Source organism: Subtercola sp. RTI3 (assembly GCF_035018625.1).
In the GTDB taxonomy this organism is placed as follows: Bacteria; Actinomycetota; Actinomycetes; order Actinomycetales; family Microbacteriaceae; genus Subtercola; species Subtercola vilae.
In genome coordinates this window covers 12,610-37,632 of sequence record NZ_JASJXO010000009.1, presented here as the reverse complement: position 1 = coordinate 37,632, position 25,023 = coordinate 12,610, and the positions used below count along the sequence as shown (strand labels likewise).

At 66.2% G+C, this 25,023-nt stretch carries 25 protein-coding genes and 2 pseudogenes; 14 read left to right on the top strand and 13 right to left on the bottom strand.

Annotated features, from left to right (window positions below):
- Window positions 1–2 precede the first annotated feature (2 nt).
- The 4 genes from QN358_RS05595 to QN358_RS05580 form a co-directional block, all read right to left on the bottom strand.
- The gene (locus QN358_RS05595; RefSeq protein ID WP_003792170.1) at window positions 3–101 is read right to left on the bottom strand and encodes a 30S ribosomal protein bS22; all 99 of its coding nucleotides are present in this window, start codon (window positions 99–101) and stop codon (window positions 3–5) included.
- A 127-nt stretch (window positions 102–228) separates the two neighbouring features.
- Window positions 229–444, bottom strand: a complete 216-nt coding sequence (locus tag QN358_RS05590) for a helix-turn-helix domain-containing protein (RefSeq protein ID WP_136641247.1) — start codon at window positions 442–444, stop codon at window positions 229–231.
- 188 nt (window positions 445–632) lie between these two features.
- The gene (locus QN358_RS05585; RefSeq protein ID WP_323511820.1) at window positions 633–4,148 is read right to left on the bottom strand and encodes a S8 family peptidase; all 3,516 of its coding nucleotides are present in this window, start codon (window positions 4,146–4,148) and stop codon (window positions 633–635) included.
- Window positions 4,149–4,371: 223 nt separating this feature from the next.
- The gene (locus QN358_RS05580) at window positions 4,372–4,902 is read right to left on the bottom strand and encodes an ArsR/SmtB family transcription factor (RefSeq protein WP_136641248.1); all 531 of its coding nucleotides are present in this window, start codon (window positions 4,900–4,902) and stop codon (window positions 4,372–4,374) included.
- 81 nt (window positions 4,903–4,983) lie between these two features.
- Here QN358_RS05580 and QN358_RS05575 point away from each other — a divergent pair.
- Window positions 4,984–6,429, top strand: a pseudogene (locus tag QN358_RS05575) (TrkH family potassium uptake protein); the annotation flags it as partial.
- Window positions 6,425–7,096 carry a TrkA family potassium uptake protein gene (locus QN358_RS05570; protein ID WP_323511819.1) on the top strand — a complete coding sequence of 224 codons (672 nt, stop codon included), beginning with the start codon at window positions 6,425–6,427 and terminating at the stop codon, window positions 7,094–7,096. The pseudogene QN358_RS05575 and the gene QN358_RS05570, both read left to right, overlap by 5 nt.
- A gap of 73 nt (window positions 7,097–7,169) precedes the next feature.
- Here QN358_RS05570 and proC read toward each other — a convergent pair whose 3' ends face one another.
- Window positions 7,170–8,018: a pyrroline-5-carboxylate reductase gene (gene proC / locus QN358_RS05565; protein ID WP_136641251.1), complete on the bottom strand. Its 849-nt coding sequence runs from the start codon at window positions 8,016–8,018 to the stop codon at window positions 7,170–7,172.
- A gap of 62 nt (window positions 8,019–8,080) precedes the next feature.
- On the opposite strand from proC, the gene QN358_RS05560 reads away from it, so the two are divergent.
- On the top strand, window positions 8,081–9,043 hold the full coding sequence (locus QN358_RS05560) for a cation diffusion facilitator family transporter (RefSeq protein ID WP_323511818.1): 963 nt from the start codon (window positions 8,081–8,083) through the stop codon (window positions 9,041–9,043).
- A gap of 49 nt (window positions 9,044–9,092) precedes the next feature.
- Here the strand turns inward: QN358_RS05560 and tadA are convergent, their stop codons facing one another.
- Window positions 9,093–9,605: a tRNA adenosine(34) deaminase TadA gene (gene tadA, locus QN358_RS05555; RefSeq protein ID WP_272898608.1), complete on the bottom strand. Its 513-nt coding sequence runs from the start codon at window positions 9,603–9,605 to the stop codon at window positions 9,093–9,095.
- A gap of 34 nt (window positions 9,606–9,639) precedes the next feature.
- Here tadA and upp point away from each other — a divergent pair, with 34 nt between their 5' ends.
- The 3 genes from upp to QN358_RS05540 all read left to right on the top strand — a co-directional run bounded on the left by upp (window position 9,640) and on the right by QN358_RS05540 (window position 11,973).
- Window positions 9,640–10,272: a uracil phosphoribosyltransferase gene (gene upp / locus QN358_RS05550; RefSeq protein ID WP_136641253.1), complete on the top strand. Its 633-nt coding sequence runs from the start codon at window positions 9,640–9,642 to the stop codon at window positions 10,270–10,272.
- A 386-nt stretch (window positions 10,273–10,658) separates the two neighbouring features.
- The gene (locus QN358_RS05545) at window positions 10,659–11,396 is read left to right on the top strand and encodes a winged helix-turn-helix domain-containing protein (RefSeq protein WP_136641254.1); all 738 of its coding nucleotides are present in this window, start codon (window positions 10,659–10,661) and stop codon (window positions 11,394–11,396) included.
- Between the two features lie 103 nt (window positions 11,397–11,499).
- Entirely contained in the window at window positions 11,500–11,973 is a 474-nt protein-coding gene (locus tag QN358_RS05540) for a VOC family protein (protein ID WP_323511817.1), read from the top strand.
- Between the two features lie 14 nt (window positions 11,974–11,987).
- Here QN358_RS05540 and QN358_RS05535 read toward each other — a convergent pair whose 3' ends face one another.
- Window positions 11,988–13,037 (bottom strand): medium chain dehydrogenase/reductase family protein, encoded by a 1,050-nt coding sequence (locus QN358_RS05535; protein ID WP_136641256.1) that lies wholly within the window; start codon window positions 13,035–13,037, stop codon window positions 11,988–11,990.
- 152 nt (window positions 13,038–13,189) lie between these two features.
- On the opposite strand from QN358_RS05535, the gene QN358_RS05530 reads away from it, so the two are divergent.
- Window positions 13,190–13,951: a TetR/AcrR family transcriptional regulator gene (locus QN358_RS05530; protein ID WP_161580363.1), complete on the top strand. Its 762-nt coding sequence runs from the start codon at window positions 13,190–13,192 to the stop codon at window positions 13,949–13,951.
- 11 nt (window positions 13,952–13,962) lie between these two features.
- On the opposite strand, the gene QN358_RS05525 is transcribed toward QN358_RS05530, so the two are convergent.
- The gene (locus QN358_RS05525; protein WP_201799240.1) at window positions 13,963–14,577 is read right to left on the bottom strand and encodes a cation transporter; all 615 of its coding nucleotides are present in this window, start codon (window positions 14,575–14,577) and stop codon (window positions 13,963–13,965) included.
- A 100-nt stretch (window positions 14,578–14,677) separates the two neighbouring features.
- Between QN358_RS05525 and arr the strand changes: the two are divergent.
- Window positions 14,678–15,013: pseudogene (gene arr / locus QN358_RS18845) on the top strand (NAD(+)--rifampin ADP-ribosyltransferase); the annotation flags it as partial.
- A gap of 38 nt (window positions 15,014–15,051) precedes the next feature.
- Here the strand turns inward: arr and QN358_RS05515 are convergent.
- Entirely contained in the window at window positions 15,052–15,939 is an 888-nt protein-coding gene (locus QN358_RS05515; protein WP_136641259.1) for a LysR family transcriptional regulator, read from the bottom strand.
- 95 nt (window positions 15,940–16,034) lie between these two features.
- On the opposite strand from QN358_RS05515, the gene QN358_RS05510 reads away from it, so the two are divergent.
- The 4 genes from QN358_RS05510 (at window position 16,035) to QN358_RS05495 (ending at window position 19,835) form a co-directional block, all read left to right on the top strand.
- The gene (locus tag QN358_RS05510; protein ID WP_136641260.1) at window positions 16,035–16,853 is read left to right on the top strand and encodes an inositol monophosphatase family protein; all 819 of its coding nucleotides are present in this window, start codon (window positions 16,035–16,037) and stop codon (window positions 16,851–16,853) included.
- On the top strand, window positions 16,850–17,500 hold the full coding sequence (locus QN358_RS05505; RefSeq protein ID WP_323511816.1) for an NAD(P)-binding oxidoreductase: 651 nt from the start codon (window positions 16,850–16,852) through the stop codon (window positions 17,498–17,500). Before QN358_RS05510 ends, QN358_RS05505 begins: the two co-directional genes overlap by 4 nt.
- 470 nt (window positions 17,501–17,970) lie before the next feature.
- On the top strand, window positions 17,971–18,471 hold the full coding sequence (locus QN358_RS05500; RefSeq protein WP_136641262.1) for a MarR family winged helix-turn-helix transcriptional regulator: 501 nt from the start codon (window positions 17,971–17,973) through the stop codon (window positions 18,469–18,471).
- Entirely contained in the window at window positions 18,471–19,835 is a 1,365-nt protein-coding gene (locus QN358_RS05495; RefSeq protein ID WP_136641263.1) for a cryptochrome/photolyase family protein, read from the top strand. The genes QN358_RS05500 and QN358_RS05495 overlap by 1 nt, the downstream gene beginning before the upstream one ends.
- 54 nt (window positions 19,836–19,889) lie before the next feature.
- Here QN358_RS05495 and QN358_RS05490 read toward each other — a convergent pair whose 3' ends face one another.
- Window positions 19,890–20,984, bottom strand: coding sequence for a hypothetical protein (locus QN358_RS05490; protein ID WP_136641264.1), 1,095 nt, complete (start codon window positions 20,982–20,984; stop codon window positions 19,890–19,892).
- Between the two features lie 30 nt (window positions 20,985–21,014).
- On the opposite strand from QN358_RS05490, the gene QN358_RS05485 reads away from it, so the two are divergent.
- Both QN358_RS05485 and QN358_RS05480 read left to right on the top strand, forming a co-directional pair.
- Window positions 21,015–21,608: a molybdopterin-dependent oxidoreductase gene (locus tag QN358_RS05485; protein WP_136641265.1), complete on the top strand. Its 594-nt coding sequence runs from the start codon at window positions 21,015–21,017 to the stop codon at window positions 21,606–21,608.
- A gap of 11 nt (window positions 21,609–21,619) precedes the next feature.
- The gene (locus tag QN358_RS05480) at window positions 21,620–22,453 is read left to right on the top strand and encodes an oxidoreductase (protein ID WP_201799233.1); all 834 of its coding nucleotides are present in this window, start codon (window positions 21,620–21,622) and stop codon (window positions 22,451–22,453) included.
- Between the two features lie 9 nt (window positions 22,454–22,462).
- Here QN358_RS05480 and QN358_RS05475 read toward each other — a convergent pair whose 3' ends face one another.
- The 3 genes from QN358_RS05475 to QN358_RS05465 all read right to left on the bottom strand — a co-directional run bounded on the left by QN358_RS05475 (window position 22,463) and on the right by QN358_RS05465 (window position 24,956).
- Window positions 22,463–23,230 carry a dienelactone hydrolase family protein gene (locus tag QN358_RS05475; RefSeq protein ID WP_136641266.1) on the bottom strand — a complete coding sequence of 256 codons (768 nt, stop codon included), beginning with the start codon at window positions 23,228–23,230 and terminating at the stop codon, window positions 22,463–22,465.
- Window positions 23,231–23,315: 85 nt separating this feature from the next.
- The gene (locus QN358_RS05470; protein WP_136641267.1) at window positions 23,316–24,290 is read right to left on the bottom strand and encodes a TIGR03557 family F420-dependent LLM class oxidoreductase; all 975 of its coding nucleotides are present in this window, start codon (window positions 24,288–24,290) and stop codon (window positions 23,316–23,318) included.
- Between the two features lie 138 nt (window positions 24,291–24,428).
- The gene (locus tag QN358_RS05465; protein WP_136641268.1) at window positions 24,429–24,956 is read right to left on the bottom strand and encodes an MOSC domain-containing protein; all 528 of its coding nucleotides are present in this window, start codon (window positions 24,954–24,956) and stop codon (window positions 24,429–24,431) included.
- Between the last annotated feature and the right edge of the window lie 67 nt (window positions 24,957–25,023).

Below are 25,023 nucleotides of genomic sequence, written 5' to 3'. Positions count from 1 at the left end.
GTCTACTTCTTGTTGCGACGCTGGTGGCGAGTCTTACGAAGCAGCTTGCGGTGCTTCTTCTTGGCCATGCGCTTACGACGCTTCTTAATTACGGAACCCACTGATACCTCACAAGATTTGGGTTTGACCGCGTATCACGCGGCCGGGAAGGAAAAAATTGCCTCGGAGTAGTCTAGCGCACAAGCGGCCCTACGCCGTTTCTGCACCGCTCAGGCGAAGTGAGGCGGCTCACGCCCCTGCTTCGGCAGCCTCAGCGGCCTCTGCTGCGGGGGTTCCGATCACGGCGGCAACAGCGGTCTCGGGAACCCTGAACGAGCGCCCGAACCGGATGGCCGGCAGTTCGCCGGAGTGAACAAGACGGTACACGGTCATCTTCGACACCCGCATCATGTCGGCGACCTCGGCGACGGTGAGAAAACGTACGTCCGACAGATCGTTCGGCATCGTGCGTGTTCCTTTCGGGCTCCGAGCGGAATCGGGCCAGCTTTGTGTTGCCTGTGTGGTAACTGGTAACTCTAGGGGCTGGTGTGGGCGGTGTAAAGCCCGTCGACGCCGAAGCGGGCGGTACGGGTCGCACAGGGTGACCTGCACCGCCCGCGGGGCGTGAGTTCGGTTCGGGCTACTCGTCTGGGCTACTCGCCCGAGGGGTCATTCGAGCCCAATTTGCGGCGCTTCTGCACCACCAGGGCGCCGATGCCGACGAGCAGCAGAACGGCGGCCAGACCGACCGGCAGCATCGGGTTCAGCCCGGTGGCGGCCAGCCCGCCGACACTCGACGAGCCCGAACCAGAACCAGAACCAGAACCCGGCCCCGAGCCGGCGCCCGGTACCGGCGTCGCACCGGGGTCACCGGGTGACACGGGCGGAATCGCTCCCGTCGCCGGCGGGTCGGTTGTCGGGGGCGTTACCACCGGAGCCGCTTCCGTCGTCACACCCACAAGGGTGCTCAGACCGGTGTCGCCGTACGCCACGAGCCCGAGGTACTTCGACGAGTAGTCAAGACCCGTCCACGACGCGGTGTAGCTGGTCGGCTGGCTCTGCACCCCGACCAGTGTCGACGGCGTGGCGGTGAATCCGCCGGCCCCCGCACCGGGGCTGACGTCGAAGACGTTCACGTCGAAGGCCCCGTTGGTGGGCGGAGAGCCAGCTGCAGCCGCGGGCAGGGCGAACACTTCGACACGCACCTGGTAGGTGCCGGCATCCGGAGCGATGAGATCGACACGCTCGTTCGCCGCACCGGTGGCCGACGACCACTCCTTGATCGGAGTGCCGTCGCCGCCGAGCTGATCGACGAACAGGTCGAGGTCAGCCCCCTGCGCGGCCGTGATCACCGAGGTGAGGTCGAACCGCGCCAGACTCGTACCCGCAGCGACGGTGGTGTTGTAGTAGAGCTTGTCGCTCACCACTCCCCCACCCGAGTGACCCGGCACGACATTGTCGGCCCGCGGCGGGTTCTTGGCGACGACCGGCACCAGGTCGGTGAGCAGTGAGCCTTTGGCGAGACCCTGCACGGCGAGTGGAATCGATCCGTCTGACCCCGGAGTCACCTCGACCGGCACCGAGCCTGTGGTACCGAGACCTTCGACAGCGCCCGGCGCCTCGAGCGGAACAGGCTGCACCGCGAGGGGGCTCCGCACCGTGGTGGCGCCACTTGTCCACGTGAGGTACCCGGTGGCGAAGGTATTGAGCGCGGCAGTGGTGCGAGTGAACGTCACCGTGTAGCTCTTCGACTCGCCGGCGGCGCCGAACGACAGCGTCGAGGGCGAGATCACGGTGTCGACGCCGGCGACCGAGGCAGCCGCCGTGAAGGTGCCCGCCTCTGTCGACGTGACGGTTCGGGTGACGGTCTGTGTTCCGTTCAACGAGCCGATGGCGATCGACGCCAGGTTCAGTTCACTCGGGTCGACGGGCGTGGCGTCGTGGAACGAGTAGCCGATGCCCGCGATGTACGAATCCCAGTCGGCGGGGCCGTTGAGGTACAGCAGACCGGGGTTGAGGTACTTCGTGGGGGTCACGTTGCCGGCGCCCTGGCCGAACACGTCTTCAACGGGAGTGCCGCCGAAATCGACCGTGTCGGTGGCCGTGGTCATCATGGCCGATTTGATCTCCGCCGGTGTGGCCAGTGGATGCTCGCCCAGGTACAGTGCCGCGAGCCCGGCGATGTGCGGTGCCGCCATTGACGTTCCCGAGAGGAACTCCCACGTCGGCGCCGAGCCGAAAGCGTTGGCGCCCGCCGCGAGAATCGCTACGCCGGGTGCGGAGACGTCGGGCTTCAGAATGTCGCTGCCGTCAGCCAGAACGGGGCCGTGCGACGAGAATCCGGCGAGAACCGGAGCCGCGGGTGATGCGCCGGCCGTGTTGCCCTTGCTGAACGTGACCGTCGCGCCGACCGTCGCCGCGTAGGCGAACGTCGCTGCGTAGGCGGTCGAGTCGAGGTGCACAGTGGGAACCGCATGCTCGTCGAGGTCGATCGACGAGGGCGTGGCATTCACCAGCAGCATGCCGACTCCGCCGGCGCGCAACACTTCTGCAGACTTCGCCGTACGGTCGACGACGCCGCGCTGGCAGAACACGATCTTTCCGGCGACTTTTGCCGGGTCGAGCGTGCCGGGAGTGCAGATCAACGCGTCGGCGGCCTTTGCATCGGCGAGCTTCACGAGGTCGGCCCGAACGAGGCCACCCGTGAGCGGGCCAGTGCCGTGTGCTTCGACGGTGATCGACCCGCCGGCGAACGTGCTGCCGTCACCCAGGGTGGCGGTGGCTTCGTAGCTCGGAATCGTCGTGGCGGCGACCGTGGTGTACCACGGCGACCCATTGTCGAGGGTCGAGGCACCGGGCCCGGAGTTGCCGGCCGAGGCCGCAACGAAGATGCCGGCCGAGGCAGCCCCGTAGAAGGCGAGGTCGGTGTCAGACACGGTCGTTGCGGCGCTCGAACCGCCGATGGAGAAGTTCAGCACGTCGACACCGTCGGCAACGGCCTGGTCGATGGCGGCCAGCATGTCGGAGTTGTTGCACCCGTCGGCTACACCCTTGCTCTTGTCACCCGTCCAGCAGACCTTGTAGACCGCGATCTTCGCAGCAGGGGCGACACCGCTGATGTTGCCGAAGCTGTCACCGGCGACGGTGGCCTTGACCGCGTTGTTGCCGGCCGCCGTGCTCGCCGTGTGCGAGCCGTGGCTGTCGCCGTCACGCGGCGAGACGTACTCACCATCGGCGACGCTCGCGATGTTGCCGGCGCCGAAGCCCGCGAGGTAGTACCGTGCGCCGATGATCTTCGTCGAGCAGTCGGCGGCGGTGAACTCGTCGCCCGTCACACAGGCACCGTGGAAGGTCGAGTTGTCAGCCTTGGCGAAGGTGATAGGAGAGTCAGCGAATGCCGCTGGGGGGTTCGGGTCGGTGTACGGCTCTGCGCCAGGCGTCGTGCCGAGTGCGCCGCCGGCGAACGAGGGGTTCTCGGGCGCGATACCGGTGTCGATGTCACCGATGACAATGCCCTTGCCAGCGTCGGCAACCCCGCCGACGGTGTTCCATACGCCCTTCGAGCCGTCGAGGCCGAGGTACGTCGTCGACGGCACCGCTTCGGTGATGTGCTTTGTCTCGTCGGGCGTCACCCGGGCGACGCTCTTGTTCGCCGTCAGTGCTGACGCCTGGGCGGGCGTGAGGTCGGCCGCGAAGCCGTTCAGAGCCAGCGTGTACGAATAGTCGATGCTCGCCCCCACCGACGAGGCGATGTCGTTCTGCGTGCTGTTCAGAAAGTCGCTGTAGCTCTGCACCGGAAGCGAGCGCGCATTCATCTGTGAGCCCGCCGCAGGCTTCGTGGCACTGAATCCGTTCACGCCGCCCTGGTAGGTGGCGGCAGCCGGATCGGTCAAGGTCACAATGTATCTGCCCGCCGTGAAATCGGTCGGCGGGCGGGTGGGGCCGCCCGGCAGCGGCGTGAGCGGGCTCGTACCCTGAGAGGCAGAGGTTGCCACCGAGCTTGCGGCCAACACCGAGCTTGAGGCCAACACCGAGCTTGCCGGCTGGAATGCTGCCGCACTCCCGGCCGCACCCGTCACAGCGAGAACCACGGCAGCAGTCGCTGCGGCGACCTTCACGCGGGTTGAAGCGAACAGTGTGCGGGTGGGCGGGCGCCGGGAACTACTCACGTAAGAAACCTCACTCAGTCAAAACGAACGGTGTCTTGGCGGTCGGGGCCGCTCTGTTCGACAACCATAGACAACGTTGTGGCCCTCTTTGGGGGGACTTTATTTCGGTTGTGTAAAACGTAAGAGTTTGCTGCAAATTAGTTGTGTCGGGCGAGACAAACCCACCATGAGTGCTAATGCGACGCGAATTATTTGCGTCTTTTCAGAAAACTTTTTTTGGAGCCTAATCGCTGCTACGGGAAATGGTGGGGAACCGTCTGGTGGCTTCGCCGAAGATCGTTCGTGCGCGCTCGGTGGCCGTCGCAACGGTCTGCCCGACGCTCTTGCCGACCCGGGCCGCAGACGACGTCGCCTGTTCGGTGAGCACGGCCAGATCGTCTGAGAAGCCGATTCCGTCGTCGTCGAGGGCCTCGTCGAAGTCTGCGCTCAGAAACGGAATGACCCAGTCTTCGAGCTCTTCGAGCGGCGAGGCGTCGAGCGCGTAGTAACGGTGCTGGCCGACCTCACGCACCGAGACGAGCCCGGCATCCCTCAGCACTTTCAGATGCTTCGACACTGTCGGCTGACTGAGCTCCGTGAGGGTAACCAGTTCAGAGACGCTGATCTCCCCCAGTGGCCGCTCGTCACCCTCGGTGCCGGCGACGGCTGGAATGTCGGCGGCGACCGAGGTGTCGGCACCCACGTACCGCTCGAGCAGCAGAGACAGCACGTGTCGCCTGGTGGGGTCAGCGATTACAGAGAAAATGTCGGCCATGGCTACAGGGTAGTTGCTGGGCGTCGCGTTGTGCAGTTGCGAAACCAGTGACAAGCTGGTGCTTCGTCACGAGGGGTGGGCATGCCGGCAAGCTCGATCGTGCGACGACCGCGCTACGGTACCCGCTCGTTCGCCCTGCGTGTTCGTGACGCGGTCGACGATTTCTCGGGCCGCTCGCCCTCGCGCTTCGCGATCATCATCTTCGCGATTCTGGTGGTGCTGTTCACCATGGTTCTGTCGCTGCCGGCAGCCAGTGCATCCGGTCGCGGCACGGGGCTTGCCGACTCCCTGTTCACCGCCGTGTCTGTCATCTGCGTGACCGGGCTGTCAACGGTCGACATGGCGACGCACTGGTCGGTGTTCGGCGAGGTGGTCATCTATATCGGCGTGCAGATCGGCGCCATCGGCGTGCTGACGCTGGCGTCGCTTCTCGGGCTGATCGTCTCGAGGCGGCTGGGGCTCCGGTCGCGCCTTCTGGCCGCGGGCGAGGCAGACCCGTCACGCACCCACGCGGGCGTCGCGGGCTCGAGCCAGGCCGTGCGGCTCGGCGAGGTGGGCGGCCTGCTGGCCACCGTCGCGGTGAGCGCGCTGGTCATCGAACTGGGCCTCGCAGTGCTGCTTTTTCCCCGGATGCTCATCGATGGCCTTGCGCCCGGCAGCGCGGCACTCCAGAGCCTCTACTACTCGGCGATGGCGTTCACCAACACGGGGTTCTCGCCCAACGCCGAGGGGCTCACACCCTACGCGTCGGACTACTACTTTCTGGGCATCCTGATGCTGGGAGTATTTCTGGGCAGCATCGGTTTTCCGGTGATCTATGCACTCTCGAGGGCGTTGCGCACCCCCGGCCGCCAGCGCTGGTCGCTGCACGTCAAACTCACGCTGCTGACGTCGGCGACTCTGCTGGGGGTGGGCGCGGTGCTCTACTTCGCGCTCGAGTTCTCGAACCCCGCCACCTTCGGGCCGATGGGCGTGGGCGAGAAAGCATTCCAGTCGCTCTTTCTCTCAACCATGACGCGCTCGGGCGGCTTCGCCACGATTCCCATCGACCAGCTCAACGGGTCGAGCATGCTGGTGACCGACATGCTGATGTTCATCGGCGGCGGCTCGGCATCCACTGCCGGCGGCATCAAGGTGACCACCATCGCGATTCTGTTTCTCGCGGCGTTCGCCGAGGCGCGCGGCAACGACTCGATGGAGGCGTTCGGTCGCCGCATCCCGGCCGACATTCTGCGCCTGGCCGTGAGCGTGGTGCTGTGGGGGGCGACCACCGTGGCCGTGTCGACCATCGTCATCCTGCAGATCTCGCACGCAGCGCTCGACGCCGTGCTGTTCGACGTGATCTCGGCCTTCGGCACCTCTGGCCTGTCGACCGGGCTCACGGCCAGCCTCCCCGACGCCGGGGTGTACGTCATGGCGGCCACCATGTTCATGGGCCGCATCGGTACCGTCACCTTCGCCGCCGCCCTCGCCCTCCGGCAACGCCGCCAGCTCTACAAACACCCAGAAGAGAGGCCCATCGTTGGCTATAGACAAGTCTGCAGACGCACCCGTGTTGGTCATCGGCCTCGGACGGTTCGGAGCCTCGGCCGCCGACAAGCTCGAACAGCTGGGGCGCGAAGTTCTCGTGGTCGACACCGACCCCGTGCTCGTGCAGAAATGGGCCGGGCGCGTCACCCATGTGGTGCAGGCGGATGCCCGTGACCTCGATGCTCTGACCCAGATCGGCGGGCAAGACTTCGCCATCGCCATCGTCGCCGTCGGGTCATCTGTCGAGGGCAGCGTGCTCATCACAGCGAACCTCGTCGACCTCGGCGTGCCGCAGATCTGGGCGAAAGCCATGTCGACCTCGCACGGCAAGATCCTCGAACGCATCGGGGCGCACCACGTGGTCTATCCCGAAGCCGAGTCGGGTTCGCGCATCGCACACCTCGTCTCGGGGCAGGTGCTCGACTTCGTCGAGTTCGACGACGAGCTCTCGCTGGCCAAGCTGCGGCCGCCGAAGGTGGCGCGGGGCGGCGCGCTGTCGGGCCTGGGGCTGCGGCGCCGGTTCGGCATCACGGTGGTGGGGGTCACGTCGCCGGGCGAGCCGTTCGTCTACGCGGGGGCCGACACGGTGGTGGGCACCGACGACGTCATCGTGGTGTCGGGTACAGCGACCGACATCGATGCGTTTGCGCGGCTGGGTCAGTAGTTCTGTCTGGTTCGTGCGGCTCGGCTGGCGGTAGTCGGCAGATGGCCGCGGCTCCCGGATGCCCGGGCGGGCGTCAGCCGGCGGCGAGCTCCCGGGCGCGAGCGAGCGCAGCAGAGGTGGCCTCGATGAAGAGGTCGTCGAGCCGGGCATCCTGCAGCACGGCGAGCGCACGTTCGGTGGTGCCCTTCGGACTCGTCACCTGCACGCGCAGCTGTTCAGCACTGGCGCCCGACTGGCGCAGCAGCTCGGTGGCCCCGGCGAAGGTGCCGTTCACGAGCTGGGCGGCCTGCGCGGGCGTGAAGCCTTTCTCCACAGCCGCGGCGGTCAGCTTTTCTATCAACAGATAGACGTAGGCGGGGCCCGAACCCGAGATGGTGCTGAGAGCATCGATCTGTGACTCAGCCACTTCAACCACTTCGCCCACCGTCGAGAACAACCGCGACACCGTCTCGAGCTGCGCCGGCGTCGAACGCGTTCCCGCGCTCACACCGGTCACGCCGCGGCCCACCGCCGCGGGGGTGTTCGGCATCGAGCGAATGACGGCGACCGAGGGTGGCAGGTGCGCCTCGAAGGTGGCGATGGTCACGCCGGCGGCCACGCTGACGACGATCGTGCCGGGTTCGAGTACGGGAGCGATCTCGTCGAGCAGGTCGGGCACCATGTGCGGCTTCACGGCCACCAGCACGATGGCGGCGCCCCGAACCGCGAGCACATTCGCGTCTGCGGTGTCAGTGGTGACGAAACTCACCAGCGCGGGCGAGACCGGCAGCAGGGCAGCGCTGGTCGCCGTTCGATTGGTGACCCGAATGCCGCCGTCGACCTCGACCGAGGGCGCCAGCAGGCCGCTCAGAATGGCCCGGCCCATCGAGCCAGTGCCGAGAATGCTGATCGAGGGGAGTCTGACGGTTCGTTGGTCGGTCACGGCACCAGCTTAAGATGGAAAACACAGTCGGCAGTCGAAACGCACAAGCAGAGGGTTCAGACGTGAGCGCATCGGGCGGTAGCAAGGCCATCATCGCGGCGCTCGGGGCAAACCTCGGAATCGCCATCATCAAGTTCGTGGCCTTCGTGTTCTCTGGTTCGTCGTCGATGCTCGCCGAGAGCGTGCACTCGCTCGCCGACTCGGGCAATCAGCTGCTGTTGCTGCTCGGGGGGCGAAAATCCCGACGCAAGGCCGACACCGAGCATCCGTTCGGGTACGGCCGCGAGCGCTATGTGTACGCGTTCGTGGTGTCGATCATCCTGTTCTCCGTCGGCGGGGTGTTCTCGCTCTACGAAGGAATCGAGAAGGTGGGCCACCCTCACCCGATCGAGACCCCATGGCTGCCGATCGTGGTGCTCGTGGCGGCGATGGCGCTCGAAGGCTTCTCGCTGCGCACCGCCATGAAGGAGAGCAACCACACCCGCGGAACCCAGTCGTGGGTGCAGTTCGTGCGCCGCGCGAAAGCCCCCGAGCTGCCCGTGGTTCTGCTCGAAGACGTCGCCGCACTGACTGGCCTCGCCCTGGCATTCATCGGCGTGGTGCTCGCGGTGGTCACCGGCAATGGCGTGTGGGACGGCGTCGGAACCATCGCCATCGGAGCCCTGCTCATCGTCGTGGCCCTCATTCTCGGCATCGAGACCAAGAGCCTGCTCGTGGGCGAAGGGGCGACCGACGTCGACGCCCAGGCCATTCTCGGTGCCATCGAGGCGGGGCACGACGTCGAGCGTGTGATCCACATGAAGACGCTCTACCTCGGGCCCGACGAACTTCTGGTGGCGGCGAAGATCGCGCTGCCCGCCTCGGCACGCCTCGACGATGTGGCGCACACGATCAACGCTGTCGAGGCGCGTATTCGCGCTGCCGTGCCGATCGCCCGGGTCATCTACATCGAGCCCGACGTCTACGTCGCGCCGATCGATCTCGCGACTCCCACCGAAGCGATTGTCATCAAGGCCTCCGACTGACGCGGCGCTCGGCTGACTCAGTGCTCGGCTGACTCAGTGTTCGACTGACTCAATGTTCGTTTGGCGTTCGAAAGAATTCGGTGAGCAGCCGGGAGCACTCGTCTGCCCGTACTCCCGCGAAGACTTCGACCCGGTGGTTCAACCGCCTGTCGCGCAGAACGTCGTAGACGGAGCCGGCCGCTCCGGCCTTGTCGTCCCACGCACCGAACACCACCGTCTCGACGCGGGCCGCGAGAATCGCGCCGGCACACATGACGCACGGCTCGAGCGTCACGATGAGCGTCGAGCCCGGCAACTGCCAGTCGCCGGTGGCCGCGCCAGCCGCGCGAAGGGCCACCACTTCGGCGTGCGCCGTGGGGTCACTGTGGAGCTCCCGCTCGTTGTGGCCCACCGCCAGAACTTCGCCGGAGGCCGACACGAGAATGGCCCCGACCGGCACATCGCCCGAGGTCAGGGCGGCGCGCGCCTCGGCGAGGGCGTCGAGCATCCATCGGTCGTGGTCGGCTGAGGCAGGAAAGACGGCCGACCTGCGCTCGTCACCCACACCCCACCACCCGATCATTCATCGTCACCCCGTCACAGAGTAGATTTAGCCTATGCGAGTTCACGTTGCCGACCACCCGCTCATCACGCACAAGCTCACCGTGCTGCGCGACAAGAACACGGCGTCGGCCACGTTTCGTGCCCTCACCGAAGAGCTTGTGACACTGCTCGCCTACGAGGCCACCCGCAACGTTCGTGTGAACGAGGTGACCATCGAGACGCCCGTGGCCACCACCACCGGGGTCGCCCTCAGCGAGCCCCGCCCGCTCGTCGTGCCGATTCTGCGCGCCGGGCTCGGCATGCTCGAAGGCATGGTGAAGCTGGTTCCCACCGCGGAGGTGGGTTTTCTGGGTATGGTTCGCAACGAAGAGACCCTCGAGCCGAGCACGTACGCTGAGCGACTGCCCGACGACCTGTCAGACCGGCAGTGCTTCGTTCTCGACCCGATGCTGGCCACGGGCGGTTCGCTCGGCGCCGCCATCGATTTTCTTTTCAAACGCGGCGCCATCGACGTGACGGCCATCTGCCTGCTCGCGGCTCCCGAGGGCGTCGCCGCCCTCGAGAAGCGCACGGCCGGCCGCGATGTGACCCTGGTACTCGGCGCGCTCGACGAGAAGCTCAATGAGCTGGGCTACATCATTCCCGGGCTCGGCGACGCCGGCGACCGCCTCTACGGAACGGTCTAGACCGCTCGAGCCGTCTGTATTCCTGCGTTTCGCGCCTGAGGGCGCAAAAAGATTGACAATGGCAGCGATTATCGGCTTTACTGTGAACATGTCTGTCAACGCGTTCGCCCCTACCTCCTTCGAGGCTCTGGGAGCAACCGGCACGATGATGCCCGGTCGCGCCGACATGCAGTGTCGAATGTGTCGCTAACGAGAAACACTCTCTCGCCGAGCTTCGACTGCCGCCGCCCCTTGTGAGGCGAGCACCGTCGAACTCCCGGCTGGCCCGCACCCCGGTCAGCCGAATCCCGGCTCTACGCCGCATCGACAAATCGCACAGTTTCACCACAAATGCCGCTCTTCGGCTGTGGGCTGTGCCGCATCATCACCTCCAAAGGACCACGACCGTGTCAATCGCACACCTCTCAACCCCGCTCGCCACCTCATACACCGCTGCATCCGACCCTTCCACGCCCTCGGCACAGGCTCCTGCCGCCGACACCGCGCCGGCGCTGCCCCAGGCCCACATCCGCGCCGTGCCCGAGGGCACTGAAGCCCGTGGTTTCGTCCTCTACGTCGGAATCGACGAGGGCAAAGCCGAGGGCGACCACACCAACCTGGGCTCCATCGTCGCCCAGATCAAAGCCCTCGTGGCACAGATCGCGCCGAGCTCCGAAACCTACGCAGCCGTGGCACTCGCCCCGCGCGGCGCCGGTGGCCGCGACGTCGACGTTGTGCGCCTCGCCCTGCAAGACCCCGCCGCTCTTGCCAAGCACCGCCAGACTCCGGATGCCCCCGCCGACCGCGCCCGCGACGGAGTGGTCATCGACCTCTCACGCAAGCGCCTGCTGCTCGACAACGAGCCGGCGAACCTCACCTACAAAGAGTTCGAGCTGCTGCAGTACCTCGTTCTTCGCGAAGGGCGCACCATCGAGCGCACCGAACTGATCTCCTCGCTCTGGAACTCGAGCGACGAAGAGATCCCCAACGAGCGCACCATCGACGTTCACGTTCGCCGGCTGCGTTCGAAGCTCGGCGACTACGAAGACATCGTGCGCACCGTGCGCGGCGTCGGTTACCGCTTCGACCGCCACGCCGATGTCTCGGTGCGCCAGACCAGCACGCCGTCGCCCGACCTGTTCTGAGTTGTTTTGATCGCCGCCGTGCACCCACGATTCAGTGGCGCGGGGGTCGGCAGAGGTCTACGGTGAAGTTCAACGAAGTGGTGGTCGGTGAGAGGAGCATCTCGTGCAGCGAATCGTGCCGTTTCTATGGTTCGACGATCAGGCTGAAGAGGCCGCTGAACTCTACGTGAGCCTGTTCCCCGACGCGCACATCGACCACGTACAGCGCTGGCCCGACGGAACGCCTGACGCAGGTCGTGCGTTGGTCGTCGAGTTCACCCTGTTCGGCCAACCCTGGCGTGCGATGAACGGCGGCCCCGGGCATCCGTACACCGACGCAGCATCGTTCCAAGTCGACTGCGACACGCAAGAAGAGGTCGACCGCCTCTGGAGCGCGTTCACGGGCGACGGCGGCCGGGAGATCGCCTGCGGGTGGTGCGCCGACCGGTGGGGAATCGTGTGGCAGGTGACACCCGTGCGCCTGTCAGAACTGCTTGCCGACCCCGACTCGGGCCGAGCCAGCCGAACCATGATTGCGATGCAAGGCATGATCAAGCTCGACATCGCTGCGCTCGAGGCTGCAGCCGACGGTCGTTGACGCCCGCGACGGAACTACGGCAGCAGGATCACCTTTCCGTTCAGCGTGCGCGACTCCGCCAGCTCGAGTGCGGCTGCGGCGTCGACAAGAGGGAATCTGGCGGCGATGTTGGCGTTGATGGTGCCTGCGCGAAGAAGCTCGAAGACACGGCCGAGGTCTTCTTCCAGTCGCCTCCGAAATCGAACGGGCCGCACTGTGTGACCCGACCAGAGGTCGTAGAAAGTCGCCCTCTTCCCGTTGGGTAACACACTCCACAGCACCGCCTGGCCGATCGCTTTCAGAAACGGTGCCATGAGACCACCTGTGCCACTGACGGCATCGATGATGGCGTATGACACAAGGGTGCCTCCACGAGCCAGAAGGGTGAAAGACGTTCGGGTTGCACGCCCGCCGATGTTGTCGAAGACCGCGTCGACCCCGGCAGGGGCGTGCATTCGCACGAGCGCCGGGAGACGGGGGTCTGCATAGTCGACGGGAACAACCCCGGCCGCTCGCAGAGCCTCGTGGTGGCGAGGAGACGCCGCGCCGATGACTCTGACGCCATGGTGCTGGGCGAGCTGAATGAGAATGCCACCGACACCGCCATTCGCGCCGAAGACCAGAATCGTCTGCCCCGGCTTCACCTTCGCGGCTCTGTGCAACATCTGCCACGCGGTGACACCGTTCACAACAACTGTCTCGGCATCTTCGGGGCTGATGCCGTCGGGCACCACCACCGTGTCACGAGCGGAGACGACGACGTACTCGGCCCACGCACCGGTCTTGGTCATCGACGCAACTCGCCGACCGATCATCTGACGGTCGCCGTCGGGGCCGACGGCTCGTACTCGGCCGACAAGGTCGTAACCAGGAACGAACGGAAACGCGGGCTGGCCGAAATACCGCCCCTTTCGCATGGCCTGTTCTGCGAACGAGATTCCCGTCGCCTCGACCTGAACGAGAAGCTGACTGCCCGTCGGTGCGGGGAGTGGAGCGGTCACGACCTGCAGATCGTTCGGTTCGACGATGCCGGGAAGGATGACGCGGGAGCTCATTGTGGGAAGCGGCGCAGCGGAGGAGGTCATGAGGCTTCTTTCGGGTCGATTGGATGAAGAGCGCCGGTGCGGAGGGCATGATCACCGTTGCGGTACATTGCGTTATTGTGTCACATTGTTAGTGGTCTTCACTTTAGTGATGGGGTGTTACTCTGTCAATGCACCCGAGAGAGCGAGCCTCCATGAGCACCCCAGCCGCCAAACCGACACGACGAGACGAGCGCCGTGCACAAACGGTGCGTGAGATCAAAGAGCTCGCCATGAAGCAGATCAGCGCCGGCGGCCCCGATGCGGTGTCGCTCAGCGGTATCGTGCGCGAAATGTCGATGTCGCCAGCGGCGGTGTACCGGTACTTCGCAAACCGAGACGCGCTGTTGGCAGACCTGGTTGTCGACGCGTACAACGAATTGGCAGATGCGCTTGTTGCGATCGAGCAGGCCACGGGGTCAGCGCACGATCATTTGATCGCCGTTCTTCATGGCAGCCGAACGTGGGCGGTGGAGCATCCGAACGCCTACCGACTGATCTTTCAGACCAGCGTCGGATCAGGCAAAGACTTCGCCGTTGAGCGCACCGTGCCGGCAGCTTCGCGAAGCATGGCCGTGATCGTCGAGGCGCTGGATGCCGTGACCACCCGCGACAATCGTGTCGTGCCGCTCGAATCGCCCGCCCGAAGGCTGCCGATGTCCGAAGCAATCACCGAGTGGGCCGAACGGTCGGGCCTCGCACAGTACTCAGAGAGTGTGCTGATGTTGGCCGTTCTCTCGTGGACACGGTTGCACGGCATCATCAGCCTGGAGCTCGGTGGGCACCTCGCCGCGACGGGAATCGACGCGGCCCTGCTGTTCGAAACCGAAGCAGCGACACTCTGCCGCCAGGCATCCGCCCTGCAGACGGCTCGGCCCGAGTCGATTGAGCCGATCGAGCCGATCGAGCCGAAGTGATGGTGAAGTAGTCAGGGGGTCGGACTGAAGATCTGGATGGCTTCGCGGGCGGCGTAGTAAACGATCACCAGCCCCGCCACCGGGTCTGCCCACCACCACCCGAGCATCAGATTCAGCAGAATTCCCACGAGAACCGCGACGGCCAGTAGTCCGTCGACGAACGTCACCCGCCCTTCGCTCTGCAACACCGGATTGCGAAGCTCTCGCCCAGTACGACCTTTCGCAGCCGCAAGAGTGAACATGACGGCGGCGGTCACCCCGGTCCACACGATTCCGCCAACGCTGGCTGAGGCATGATGAGCCGTCGCCAGCGCCACGACCGACTGGATCAGCAGATACACCGCCAGCAAGACGAAGGCGCCGCCGATCAGTCGCAGCGCCCGCTGCCGTCGACGCTCACCAACGCCGGCCAGCTCCCAGAGCACGACCGTCGACGCGCCGATCTCGATGAAGCTGTCGAGCCCGAACCCCGCGAGCGCAATCGACGAGGAAGAAAAGACGAGCACCGCCAGAACAATCACTCCGACGATGTTCCAGCCCAGGGTGAACCATTCCAGACGCCTGCCCCGGCGAAGAAGCACCGCCGCAGCCGTCGAATGCGGCACAACTTCATCAGGCACGGTCACGAACCGATTCTCGCAGGACGCCGCTCTCACCGAGCGCACGCGAACCCCGGGTCGAACCGCGAAAGCCCCGGCGGCGGTAGGTCCTGCGCCGAGAGGGCGACTTTCCCCAGAACGTCGCCGAACCAGACGGCGAGCGACGTTCTGGGGCAACTCGACGGCGACCCTGGATGCAGCAGCGTGGGGCGCTGAACTCGCCCAGGGCGAGGGGGCAGAGCGCATCTACGTGGTCGAACCCACCGGTGACCTCGAAGACGATCCCAACGTGACCGACAAGAAGTTTCCCGACAACCCGACCCGGTCGTACCGCACCCGGCAGCCCGTGCAGATCGTCGGCGAACTCGAGGAGTGGGTGGGTCACTCCCCCGAACAGTTGCAGGCGATGCGGGACGGGCTCGCCGAGCTCAATCGCCGAGGGCTTGATGTCATCTACGACTGAAAAGCGAGAGGCCACAGAGCCGCGTTAACGACCGAGACTCAGTCGAGAAGCCCCGCGAGGATGCTGCTCGCCTGGGCGCGAAGCCACTGATGAGCGAGGTCTGAGTCGTGCCGTCGATGCCAACTGACCACAGCTGGCAACGGTTCGAGCGCAAGGGGCAGCAGTCGGCGTGCAAACGAATCGCTCCCCCGCACGAGCCGACTCGCGACCACCGTGATCGCGTCGCTGTTTCGCACCACCTCGAGCGCGACGGCGGTTGACGGGAGCGCAGCGATCACCTTTCTCTGCAGATCGTGCACGGCCAGAGCCTCGTCGATGGGCCCGCGCAACCGCCCCCGTCTGGAGATGACGACGTGAACTGCCGCTGCGAAGTGCTCGATACTCAGCGCGTCGAGCGCGGTCAGCGGATGCCCGGCACGCATCACCACCGCGAGCTGATCGGTTCCCACCGTTGTCGACCGAATGGCTGGGGATGGGTGGGCGGCTCCACTGATCTCAAGGTCGGAGACCCCGCGGGCCATGTCGTGCCCGTCAACGGTCTGTTCACCCAGGAAGACAAGCGTCACACCGGGGGCCGCGCCGGCAACCTCAGCGAGCAACGGGGGAGCCAGCGCCGCAATCAGGGCTTCGTTGCCGCGAACGGTGAAGTTGCGCTCGAGCCGCGCGAGGTCGAGCGAGCGAGGCGGAGACAGCACTGACTCCGCACGCGTGACGAGTTCTCGCACCTCGTCTCGCAGGTGCAGAGCACGGGGAGTCGGCACCATCGCGCGGCCGTTGCGCACCAACACATCGTCGCCGGTGGCCTGCCGAAGACGGCGCAGGGCATGACTCATTGCGGGAGGCGTCAGGTGCACCGCAGCCGCGGCCCCCTGCACACTCTCATGTTCGATCAGGGCATCGAGCGCCACCAACAGATTCAAATCCACATGCAGAAGACTAACTTGTCAGCTACCAAACATGAACTGGATTGAAGTGTTGTGACTTTGTACGGTCGAATCACACCACATACAAGGAGAAGCACATGTCGTCACGATTCACCGCTTACGCCTCCCCGGCCGATGTCGATCTCGTCAGCCAGGTAGAAGAGATCGCACACAAGGCGGGCGAGCGCCTTCTCGCCCTGTACTCGCCGAGCATCAGGCCGACTGACCGGCAGAGCATGCTCACTGCCGCACGGGCCAACGAAGAGGCGGCGGCGGCAGGCCTCCGGGCGGCGCTGGAGCAGGCGCGGCCGGATGCCCGCTTCAGCGATGAGCAGAACGAGACCTCCTCGCTCCCCGACGGAGAATGGTGGGTCGTCGACACTGTCGAAGGAAACGTTAACCATGTGCACGGCCTCTCGGAATGGTGCGTCTCGATCGCTCTCGTTCGTGACAACGTGCCGGTTCTCACGGTCATCCGGCAGCCCGTCGGCGACCTCACCTTCACCGCCGTGCTCGACGGCGGTGCGTTCGTGAATGACGTACCCCTGCGGGTCTCCGCCAAGAACGGTCTCGACATCGCCGTCGTCAGCACCGGGCAAGCAGAAGCCGGGCAAGCCGACACGTACCGGCGCATCGGGGAATCCATCACAGCGATGCTCGGCTCTGCGCTCGCCGTGCGGGCACAGGTGCCGTCGACCTTCCCGATTCTGCTCGTCGCCGCCGGTCACAGCGACGCCTTCTGGCAGTACGAACCGAACCTCCCCGGCGTCGCAGCAGGCGTACTTCTCACGACGGAGGCCGGCGGAACCGTCAGCACCATCGACGGTGGCCCCTGGGCCCCCGGCGCCGACACCATTCTGATCGCCGCCCCTGGCGTTCACGCAGCCGCACTCGACGTGCTCGGCAGCGTCTCATGAGCGCCACGACACCGCTGCTGCGAATCGTCGTGCTCGGGGCCAGCGGCGCAACCGGCCAGCATCTCGTCGATGGTGCACTCGCACGTGGGCACGAGGTTCACGCTATCGTTCGGGATGCCGCGCGCTACAGCCACTCGACGTCGGCACGACTGACCGTACACACGGGAGTCGTGCACGACGCTGCTTCCATCGCCGCGGCAATCACCCCGGCCAGCATCGTGCTCTCCGGCCTCGGGCTGCGATCGAAGAAGCAAGCAGGCACTCTCACCGCGGGCGCACGCGCCGTTCTCGCCGCCCGCCCTCACCACGTGGTCTGGCTCGGAGCCATCGGAACAGGTCGTTCGGCGACAGCCGTCGGTCGCCTCACCCACCGGCTTCTCAAAGCGGGATTCGGCGCCGAATACGATGACAAGACCACCGCCGACTGCCTGATTCTCGATGCACAGCACACCGTGATCCATTCGGGGCCCCTGAACGACAGACCCGCCCCGCACTACGAGGCCCTCCCCCTCAGCTCGGTACGCCGGCGCTTCTTCCCTGCATTCACCCCTCGCCAAGCGGTCGCTCAGGTGATGCTTGACGAGGCCGAGAAAGGCCCGCATTCGGCATCACTTCTCGTGCCTCAGAAAACCGACCGAACCCACTGATCGACGAAGGCGGCGAACCCGAGCACCCCCAGAACCATCACCCCGACGATGTTCCAGCCCAGAGTGAACCATTCGAGGCGCTTTCCCCGCAAGCGATGCACTGGTCGAGGTGAGGGAAGGGCGGCGCGTTAGTCGGGGGCGACTTTCCCCAGAACGTCGCCGAGCCAGACGATGGGCGACGTTCTGGGGAAACTCGAGCCTGCGGGAGCTGCCGCGAAGGCTCCACAGCAGACTGATACGAAAAACTTTGAAAGATAACAGTTTGATAACTAGCGGCCCGTTACGAAACCGTTATATAGTTCTAGAGCGTTAGTTGTTTGCTGTGGCAGCGAAGCGCGGAATGTGATTGCAGGACACTCTTGGTGCAAGGGAAAGACCCGGTCGTTAGCCTCTACGACCGGGTCTTGTCCGTTAACCCGCGCGGCACGCACGCCTCTCGGCCTAACCTGTAGGCGTACGAAAGGATACGCATGGCTGACGCATCGGCGCCCCGAACCGCCCCTTCTGTCTCGCCCGTCTCGGCGTGGGAGGCCCTGTTTCGGGCTCAAGTGACGGTGATGCGAACCCTGTCTGATGACTTCCCCGCCCACGGTATCTCGCTGACCGAGTACGACGTGCTCTACACGCTCTCGATTCAGCCGCAGCGGCGCATGCGCATTCGTGACCTCAACAGCCGCACGCTGCTCACGCAACCGAGCGTCTCGCGCCTCGTCGACCGGTTGGCGAACCGGTCGATCGTGTCCAAGGCGGTCGACCCCGCCGACGGCCGCGGCACCATCGTCACCCTCACCGATCACGGGTTCACTCTGTACCGGGATGCCGCGCGCATCCACGGCCGCTCCATCACGGGGCAGATGACGTCAGCGCTGAGCGCCGACGAATTGGCAGAGCTCACGGCCCTCTGCGACAAACTGCGCATCGGCATCACCGGCGGCAACGACGACTGTGTCGTAGAGACTCCGGGCGCCTGATGGGGTCGGCAAGCGTCGTCTGGTTTCGCGACGATCTGCGGGTGGCCGATCATCCGGCCCTCGACGCAGCCGTTCGGCGGGGCGAACCCATCGTCGCTGTCTACGTCTTCGACGAGGTGAGTGCGGGCGTTCGGCCGCTGGGTGCCGCGTCGAAGTGGTGGTTGCACCACAGCCTTCTGGCGCTGGCGGGCGAACTGGATGCCCGGGGCCTCACCCTCACGTTCCGCCGGGGCCCGGCCACCGAGGTAATCGCAGAGCTGCTCGCAGAGACCGGCGCGGGCGCCGTGTTCTGGAACCGGCGTTATGCCCTGGCCGAGCGCGAGATCGACTCGGGAATCAAGTCGAGCCTGAAGGAGCAGGGCGTCGAAGCCCGCAGTTTTCAGGCGAACGTTCTCTTCGAACCGTGGACACTGCAGACCGGGCAGGGCGCGCCCTACCGCGTCTTCACGCCGTTCTGGCGCGCGTGTCTCGGTGCGAAGCCGCCGCGTGAGCCGCTGTCGGCGCCCGAGCGCGGCGACGTCACGCCGTTCGGCGGGCCGCTCGCAAGCGAAGACATCGCATCGTGGCAGCTGTTGCCGACGAAGCCCGATTGGGCCGGGGGGCTCCGCGAGGCGTGGGTTCCGGGCGAGAAGGCGGCGCACGACCAGATCGATGCGTTCGAGCACAGCGGCCTCGGCGACTACGTCGACGACCGTGACAAGCCGGCCGTCGACGCCACCTCGCGCATGTCGCCACGGTTGCGATTCGGCGAGATCAGCCCGTTTCAGCTGTGGCACACGATGCGCGGCGGTGTGTCCGGTGCGGGCGGCGCGGCCGCGTACCTCCGCGAGGTGGGCTGGCGCGAGTTCGCGTACCACCTGCTCTACCATTTTCCGTCGATCACCACCGAGAACATGCGCCCGGCGTTCAACGCCTTCCCGTGGGCGAAACCCGAACCAGAGGTGCTGCACGCGTGGCAGCAGGGACTCACGGGCATCCCACTCGTCGACGCCGGCATGCGTGAACTCTGGCAGACCGGCGTGATGCACAACCGTATCCGCATGGTCGCGGCGTCGTTCCTGGTGAAGAACCTGCTCATCGACTGGCGGGTGGGTGAGGCCTGGTTCTGGGACACGCTGGTCGATGCCGACCTCGCCAGCAACACCATGAACTGGCAGTGGGTGGCGGGTTCGGGAGTGGATGCCGCACCCTACTTCCGCGTCTTCAACCCCGAGCTGCAGGCCAAGAAGTTCGACCCTGCAGGCGAGTACATCAACCATTTTGTACCAGAGGCCGGAACCCCGGCCTACCCCGAACCGATGGTCGACCTCGGCGAGTCGCGCAAGCGCGCCCTGGCCGCGTACGAGCAGGTTCGCGGCTCGTAGCGACTGGCGGGGTCGGCTGCCAGGCACGGTCAGCAACCAGCGGGGCCGCCGCAGCTACCCCGCGGTGGGCGCCGGCGTCTGCAGACTGCTGTCGATACTGCGGTTCAGCTCGGAGGCCTGAGAGTCGACCGCCTCCAGCTGCTTGCGCAGGTCGTCGTAGTGCGCGATGTCGGCCTGGATGGCCTGGTATCGCGCCGTGAGCGCGTCACCCCGGGCGGTGAGAGCATTGCGCGCGGCTGTGAACGTCGATTGCGAGCTGAACGCGCCGTCATCGGCCTTGGTATTGAACGACGCAATGTCGGCGTTCAGCGCGCTCATCGCCGCCGAGTACGCCGTGCTCTCAGAGTCGACCGCGTCACCGGCGGCCGTCAGCTGGGCCGCGAGCGCCTTCTCCTGGTTCTGAACCTGGGTGAACACGGCCTGGAACGCCGCATTGTCGGCCACCACCTTGGCGCGGTCGGAGAAGTACTTCGTGTAGTGCGCCTCGAGGTTTGGCGACAGGCTCGCCAGCTCGGTGCCGAAGATGGAGTGCAGTTCGTTGTCACGCTCACCCGGCTCGCTGGTGGCGTAACTCTTCATACGCGCCGCCAGATCGGGGTCGTCTTTGACCTGCTGGTACTGGGCCTCGAGCAACGCGTCGAGGCTGGTTCTGTCGTCATCTGACAGACGCGCATAGACCGCGTGCAACATTTCATGGGCAGCTGTGACGTTTCGAACGCCGGCAAGGCGGGCATCCGTCACATTGAAGACATGGATGCTCGAGCCGGTGTAGCAGCCGAGCAAAACGAAATCGTCGGTACTCGAACCGCACACCGAGGAGAAGTCGGCCGCGCTCTCGACGGTGGGCGCGCTGGCGTAGAAGTAGAAGCGACCCTCATCGTTCATGCCGGAGTCGGCGGCCATCTGCGCGACCTCGGCGGTGGGCGTGTACTGCCAGACGGCGAGCTGGTCGGTGATGCGCTGGTGGAAGATTCCGTAGGCCACCGCGCCGCCGGGCACGACGATGGCGATGACGATCGCCAGAACGAGTGAGGCCCGCAGCACGCGGGAACCGCGTCGCCGGGCAACTCGCTGGTCATCACCGTCGAAGAGGTCATTGACACCATCGACATCGTTCGGCTCACCGGGGCCGGGCAGAAAAAGCGTCACACCAACCCCTCTATTCGATAGATTGAGTTTATGGGCATCTTCTCTCCCGGGTTCGTCGGGCGTCGGCGCGACAAGAATCCGATGCTGCCACCGGGGCAGTACGAGGTCACAGATTTTCCGGTGCTGTCTGCCGGGCCGACGCCGACGATCGAGCTCTCTGACTGGGCGTTTTCGATCAGGGCCGCGAACGGCGACCTGAAGGCGTGGAACTGGCAGACCCTCATGGCACAGCCCATCGACGACATCACCGTCGATCTGCACTGCGTCACGCGCTGGTCGCAGTTCGGAATGGGGTGGCGCGGCGTGTCGCTCGACCGGCTGTTCGACGGTGTCGACACGTCGACCGAATACGCCATGGCGTCGTGTTACGGCGGGTACACCACGAACATTCGCACCGCTGACCTCGTGAACGGGCAGGCGTGGATCGCGTTCCAGTTCGACGGCGAAGACCTGGCTCCTGCACACGGCGGCCCGGCGCGCTTGCTGATTCCACACCTGTACCTGTGGAAGAGCGCCAAGTGGGTGAAGAACATCACGCTGATGAACCACCACCAGCTCGGGTTCTGGGAGAACTACGGGTACCACGACGTGGGCGACCCGTGGAAAGAAGAACGCTATTCGTGAGGTGAGCCAGGGTGGTTGACTGGCAGGTCGCGAAGCTGGTCGAAGCGCATGACGAGACCGCCACAGCGCGCACGCTCACCTTCGAGATCGCAGGGTGGCCTGGGCATCTGGCCGGTCAGCACGTCGATGTGCGGGTGACGGCGCCCGACGGGTACCAGGCCTCGCGGGAGTACTCGATCGCGTCGGGGGCTGCGCCGGCGGCTGGGGCTGCGCCGGCGGCTGGGGCTGCGGATGCGATGGGCGGGGCTGGCGCCACGAGCACGTCGGGTGCACCAGGCGGGTCGACACTCGTGGAGCTGTCAGTTGAAGAACTCGACGACGGCGAGGTGTCGCCGTACCTGGTTCGCGGCCTCGAGCTGGGAGACCATCTCGAGGTGCGCGGCCCGGTGGGCGGGTATTTCGTGTGGGAGCCGTCGCAGAGCGAGCCGGTTCAGCTCATCGCGGGTGGGTCGGGAGTTGTTCCGCTGATGTCGATGCTGCGAACCCATGGGGCGGCCGTCGCCGGGGCGGGCCCGGCCGGGCATCCGTCGCCCATGCGGCTGCTGTACTCGGTGCGAGCTCCGGAGTACGTGTTCTACGGCGACGAGTTGAGACGGCCGGCCGCACTGGCAGACACCAGCATGACGATCGACTTCGTTTACACGCGCGAGGCGCCATCGGGCGCTGACCGCTCGGTCGGGCGACTCACTCGCGCCGAGCTGGAGACGCTGTCGTTGCCGGTCGCCGGGAACCCTCTCACCTATGTCTGCGGGCCGAACGGGTTCGTCGAGCAGATCGCGGGGTGGCTGGTTGAGCTCGGGCATCCCGCCGAGCGCGTGCGCACCGAACGCTTCGGCGGCGTCTGAGGCGTGGCGTCACGCGGCGCCCGACGCTAGATGCTCTCTGAAGAACGCGTCGATGCGCTTCCACGCGTCGGCGGCCGCCTCCGGGTCGGGGCCGGCGCCCAGAATGGCCGAGAACAGCGGCCGAAAGATCTTCGGCCCGGTGGGAGCATCGTTCAGAAACGAGTGCCCGGCGGTGGGGTACTCCTTCACATCATGCGGAACATCGCGCGTCGTCAGCGCAGCGTCGAGCTTGGCCGCCGCCCCGCGCAGCGAGTTGTCTCGCCCGCCGTAGCTGCCGACGATGGGGCAGGCGCCACTGAACGCTTCGTCGAGCTCTGACGGCAGGCGGCCGTAGTTCGACGACGCCGCGTCGAATCCGTGACCGGATGCCGCCACCAACGCGAACCCGCCACCCATGCAGAACCCCAGTACCCCCACCTTGCCCGTGCAGTCGCCACGACCGACCAGGTACGCCCGCGCCGCCTCGACATCGACGAACACGCGCCCGTGCCCGGCGGAGATCGCGGTGAACGTGGCGCGCAGGCAGCGCCTCGGGCCGCCATCGACGAAGAGGTCGGGCATCAGAACGAGAAATCCGGCTGCCGCCATGCGGTCGACCTGGCGCTTCATCACGTCGGTCAGACCGAACGCCTCGTGCACCATCACCACCGCGGGCCACGGCCCGTCACCGGCCGGCACGGCGAGCACCCCGTTCAGCCCCGGGCTCATGCCGGGCAGCGCCTGCCCGCTGAGGTCGACGGTGCTGACGGTCGGAGCGGATGCGGGCGTGCTGGCCATGGGTGGCCTCTCTCAGTCGGTCGGGCAGTTCGGGCAGTTCGGGCGGTACGGGCAGGCCTGTTGTGCAGTAGCGCAAGCGCAAGCGCTACAGCGCGCGCAACCTCTCTAGCAGGGGCTCCGCGACCGTGTCGAGAAACTCCTGCTGACGATAGTCGCCCACCTGCACCAGCGCGATATCGCTGAAGCCGGCTTCGATGAACGGCTTCACGCTCTCGGCGAGCTCGTCGAGGTCGGGCCCGCACGCGATACTCGCGGCCACATCTTCTTCGCGCACGAACTGGCTGGCACCTGCGAACCCCGCGGTGGTGGGCAGGTCGGCATTGACGCTCCAACCGCCGCCGAACCAGCGGAACTGGTCGTGCGCGAGCGTGATCGCCTCAGCCTTGTCGGGCCCCCAGCAGATGGGAATCTGGCCGATCGAGCGCGAGGGCGAAGCACCCGCACCCCGGGCATCCGCCCAGCCCGCCAGCAGTTCTGCTTCGGGCTCGGTCGAGATGAGGTGATCGCCGAGCGGCGCGAACCGGGCGATCGATTTCTCGCCCGAGACGGCCAGCCCGATGGGCACCCCGCCGTCGGGCAGATCCCAGATGCGCGCGGAGTCGACCCTGAAGTACTCGCCCTCCCAGGTGACGAGTTCGCCGCGGTGCAGCTCACGAATGATCTGCACCGCTTCTTCGAGCATGTCTTGCCGGGCATCCACCATGGGCCAGCCCTCGCCCACCACGTGCTCGTTCAGGTTCTCGCCCGCACCGAGGCCCAGGATGAACCGCCCGTCGGCCAGCAGTTGCAGCGTTGCCGCCTTCTGCGCAATGATCGCGGGGTGGTACCGGATGCTCGGGCACGTCACGTACGTCACAAGCTCCACCCGGTTGGTGGCCTGCGCCACCGCACCGAGCACGCTCCAGGCATAGGGGGCGTGGCCCTGGCTGGTGAGCCACGGGCTGTAGTGGTCGCTCGACACCTCGAAGTCGAAGCCCGCATTCTCAGCGTCGACGGCATAGTTCACGAGGTCTTTGGGGCCGCTCTGCTCGGTCATGAGGGTGTATCCGAACCGTGTCACTGCTGTTCCTCCCGCTGGGTGCGCTGGCTCGCGCCGCGTCGCGCTGTTTCACTCGATTGAGTGCAGCTCCACTTTTCGCCGGGCAGGAGGCCGAGTCAACCCTGCCAAGCGAGGCTTGCGCGGGTCGGGCAGGGCAGGCTAGGGCTCGTCGTAGACGCGCAGAACGGCCGGGCCCAGCGTGAGGTTCCCGTCGGCGAGCGGCTCGCACCGCACACCCCCGCGGCCCCGCAGTGCCCGGTGCGCGCCCTCGGCAAGAGCGACGTTCATCCAGGCGCACGGGTTCGCCGGCCGGTTGCCCTGAAACACGACCTCGCCCGCGCCCGTGTCGAGGCTGAACCGAGTGCGGGCCAACGCGTCGACGTCAGCTCCGCGCAGAAATACTGTGCGCCGGGTAGCGAACGGGTCGAGAGCATGCCCCACCTGCAGTTCGCGTTCGACGGCTTCGAGCGACTCCATCGCCATAACGGTCACGGATGCACTGCGGTGCGCCTCCCGCCCGAAGTACCGGTCTCCCACCACCCCGAGGTGCGCGCGCAGCGCGATCTCGGCCACGCCACCTTCCGCGCCTCCTGCGGGAAGCGGCACGGGCCCATCAGACGGGCGCCCCTCATACCGGTGAAGCGGCGACACGAACAGGTGAGCCACCTGCACCTCGATCTGCCGCATGAACCGAGACTACCGGCGCGCTCCTGAGCCCGACCAAACCGCCCGGGCCCAAACTCCGAATGAACTG